The sequence below is a fragment of the Limimaricola litoreus genome (genome assembly GCF_024159025.1).
Taxonomy (GTDB): Bacteria; Pseudomonadota; Alphaproteobacteria; order Rhodobacterales; family Rhodobacteraceae; genus Limimaricola; species Limimaricola litoreus.
The window spans coordinates 1-3,427 of sequence record NZ_JAMYXC010000281.1; the positions used below are offsets into that span (position 1 = coordinate 1).

Below are 3,427 nucleotides of genomic sequence, written 5' to 3' on the forward strand. Positions count from 1 at the left end.
GCTCGCGCATGGCCGACGCGGTCCAGGCCTTCGGCACCGCGCCGGTGCTCAGCTCGGCACTGCTGGCCGAAACGATCGGCGTATCGATCCGCACCGCGCTGACCCTGCTCGACGAGCTGACGGATCTCGGCCTCCTGCGGGAGATCACACACCGCCGGACCGCGCGGATCTGGGCCGTGCCGGGGATCGGCGCGCGTCTCGCCGCACGGCCGCCCCGGCGCAGCGGCTTGCAAAGGCACAAGGTCATCCCCCCGGCCGGGCTGCACGATACCACCCGGCCCCGGAGCCAGGAGCAAAGAGAGGCGGCGCTGCAGGCGATGGAGCGCGCCTTCGCCGAACTCGACGGGGCGCTCGACCGGACAAAGGCGCTGCTGATCGACACGAAGCGCGCGCCGAAACGGGGCGACAGGTAGCGCCGGAACGTCGCGTGGCCTGCATTCAGAAGGCGACGCGGTCGGCCCCCTTGAGCTGCAGCATCTCGCGCGCCTCGTCGGGCGTCGCCGGCTCCAGCGACAGGCTCTCCAGCAGGTCTCGGGCCTTCTTCACCTGCTGCGCGTTGGAGTCCGCCAGCACCTTCGGTCCGATCCAGAGCGAGTCTTCGAGCCCCACACGCAGATTGCCCCCCAGCGCCGCCGCCTGCGCGGCGATCCGCATCTGGTTCGCCCCCGCTCCGAGCACCGACCAGCGGTAGTCCTCTCCGAACAGCCGGTCGGCGGTGCGCCGCATGTGCAGCACATCCTCGGGATGCGGACCGATCCCTCCGAGCAGGCCGAAGACGCTCTGCACGAAAAGCGGCCCCCGCGCCAGGTCGCGATCAACGAAGTGCTTCAGGTTGTAGAGGTGGCTGATGTCATAGCACTCGAACTCGAAGCGCGTGCCATTGTCGTTGCCCAGCTTCAGGATGGTCTCGATGTCGCTGAAGGTGTTCTTGAACACCAGGTCGCGGCTGTTCTCGAGATGCTGCCGCTCCCAGTCATGGGCGAACTCCTTGAACCGGTCGAGCATCGGGTAGAGGCCGAAGTTCATCGACCCCATGTTGAGCGAGGCCAGCTCCGGCTGGAAGGTCAACGCTGGCTGCATGCGCTCTTCCACGGTCATGTGCGGGCTGCCGCCGGTGGTGATGTTGATCACAGCACCCGTGGCCTGCTTGATCCGCGACAGGAAGGGCTCGAAGGCGCGCGGATCCTGTGTCGGACGGCCGGTCTCGGGGTCGCGCGCGTGCAGGTGCAGCACCGAGGCGCCGGCCCGCGCCGCCGCGACCGAGGCTTCGATGATCTCCTCGGGCGTCACCGGCAGGTGCTTCGACATCGACGGGGTATGGATCGCGCCGGTGACGGCGCAGGTGATGATGACCTTCTTCGTGGGCATGTTGTCCTCCCTCAAGCCTCTCGCTTCCGCGCCTGAACGGTTGTGGTTCGGGGCATGGGCTAGAGCGCCTCCACATTGCCGCAGACGCTGATCGCCTGGCCGGTGATGCTGCGCCCGCCCGGCGCGCAGAGAAACAGCGCCGCCGCCGCGATCTCCTCGGGGTCCACCATCCGCCGCAGCGAGATCTTTTCGAGATTGCGCCGCTCCATCTCCTCATAGGGAATGCCGAGCGCCGCGGCGCGATCGCGGATTACCCCCTCGATCCGCCTGCCGCGCACGATGCCCGGCAGGATCGCGTTGACGCGCACCCCCTCGGGGCCCAGCTCGGCGGCGAGGCTCTTGGTCAGGCCGACCACGGCCCATTTGCTCGCCGCATAGGGCGTGCGGTAGGCGAAGGCGAGCCGCCCCGCCACGGAGGCGAGGTTGATCATCACGCCGCGGCTTTGGCGCAGATGCGCGGTCGCGTGATGGGCGACGTGGTACTGGCCGTTGAGATTGACATCGATGGTCTGCCGCCAGGCGTCGGCGTCTATCTCGTCGACCCCCGCCGTCGGCCCGGCGATGCCGGCGTTGTTGATCACCACGTCGAGGCCGCCCATTCCGGCCGCCGCCTCGGCGATGAAGCGGCCCACCGCCGCGTGATCGCGCACGTCGCACAGGCTGCGGCCTTCGGCGAAATCGGCCTCCTCCAGCGCCGCGCCGTCTATGTCGCAGATCCGCACCCGCGCCCCGGCCTTGGCAAAGGCCTCGCCGATGCAGCGGCCGATGCCCGAGGCCCCGGCGGTGACGATGACCCGCAGGCCGCTTTCGGGTCTCAGGCTGTCCACGGTCTTCATGACGAACTCCTCCCAGAGCTTTCCTTCGCGGTGTCGAGACGGCCCTCCAGATCGCGGGCCTTCCCTGTTTCGATCTTGCGGGGCCCGATATCGGTCTGCGCCTGCGCGCCCGGTCCGATCGGTTGAACCGAGATCCCTTTTTTCACGCAACACGGCTGCAGAATGCACGGGTCCGGGGATAAATATAGGGAAATCTGCAGGAAACCGGCCTTCCTCTCGACGAATGTCAGCCGCGCGGCCAGCGCACCGGGATCACGGCTTGCGCTGCGCGGAAGAGGGCCGGTTTCGCCGGAGGGCGCGGGGTCGGCAGGACCGGGCCGCGCCCGGCATGGTCGCGCGGTCAGTCGAGCCGCGGAAAGACCGTCCGGCGCTTGACCGTGCCATAGGCGAAGCTGGTCTCGATCGCGGCGATGCCGCCGATCTGGTGCAGGCTCTGGCGCACGAAGACCTCGTAATCCTGAAGGCTCGAGACCAGCACCCTTAGTAGGTAGTCGTCGTCGCCGGTCATCATGTAGCAATCGAGGATCGCGTCGATGTCGCGCACCTTGCGCTCGAACTCCCCCACCGCCGCCTCGCTGTGCCGCTCCAGCCGGACCCGCACGAAGGCGGTGATCGGCAGGCCGTAGGCTGTCTCGTCGACGATGGCGGCATAGCCCCGGATGATCCCGGCGTCCTCGAGCATCCGCAGCCGCCGCAGGCAGGGCGAGGGCGAGAGGTTCACCTTCTGCGACAACTCCTGGTTGGTCAGCCGCCCATGCGCCTGCAGCGCGGCGATGATCTGCCGGTCCTTTTCATCCATTTCGCGCATCCTCTTGGCAGATTCTGCCAATCTATCACCCCGTCGCCGCAGAGATAGCAAGCCGATTGCGCGGGCACCGCGCCAAAGTGCGGCTGACACCGGCAGGAGCACGAGATGACAGACAGCACCACGATCCCCGCCCCGATCCGGCGGCTGCCGGAGGCGGCGACGCTGTGGGGCTATGTTGCGATTGCGGTGGCGGTGACGATCTGGGCTGGCTTCGCCCTGTCGATCCGGGCGATCGGCGGCTCGACCCTCGCCCCGGCTGACGTGGCGCTGATCCGCTTCGGCCTGCCGGTGCTGCTGCTCGCGCCGCTGCTGCCGTCGCGGCTCAGGGCGCTGCGCCGGGTCCGGCCGATGGATGCGGCGCTGGTCGCCTTCGGCGCCGGGTTGCCGTTCTTCTTTCTCGCCTCGGCGGGCGGGG

4 protein-coding genes and 1 pseudogene are annotated in these 3,427 nt (G+C 68.6%); 2 read left to right on the top strand and 3 right to left on the bottom strand.

Features of this window, described 5'->3' with window-relative positions; all coding sequences use genetic code 11:
- Positions 1-413 (top strand): hypothetical protein (locus tag NHG85_RS17475; protein WP_370363053.1); only part of this gene is annotated, 413 nt, incomplete at its 5' end.
- A gap of 25 nt (positions 414-438) precedes the next feature.
- Here NHG85_RS17475 and kce read toward each other — a convergent pair.
- The 3 genes from kce to NHG85_RS17490 all read right to left on the bottom strand — a co-directional run bounded on the left by kce (position 439) and on the right by NHG85_RS17490 (position 3,003).
- Positions 439-1,368 (bottom strand): 3,5-dioxohexanoate:acetyl-CoA acetone transferase, encoded by a 930-nt coding sequence (gene kce / locus NHG85_RS17480; protein WP_253334836.1) that lies wholly within the window; start codon positions 1,366-1,368, stop codon positions 439-441.
- Positions 1,369-1,427: 59 nt separating this feature from the next.
- Entirely contained in the window at positions 1,428-2,204 is a 777-nt protein-coding gene (locus NHG85_RS17485; RefSeq protein WP_253334838.1) for an SDR family oxidoreductase, read from the bottom strand.
- Between the two features lie 340 nt (positions 2,205-2,544).
- Positions 2,545-3,003, bottom strand: a complete 459-nt coding sequence (locus NHG85_RS17490) for an Lrp/AsnC family transcriptional regulator (RefSeq protein ID WP_253334840.1) — start codon at positions 3,001-3,003, stop codon at positions 2,545-2,547.
- 114 nt (positions 3,004-3,117) lie between these two features.
- Here NHG85_RS17490 and NHG85_RS17495 point away from each other — a divergent pair.
- Positions 3,118-3,427 (top strand): annotated as a pseudogene (locus NHG85_RS17495) (hypothetical protein); the annotation flags it as partial.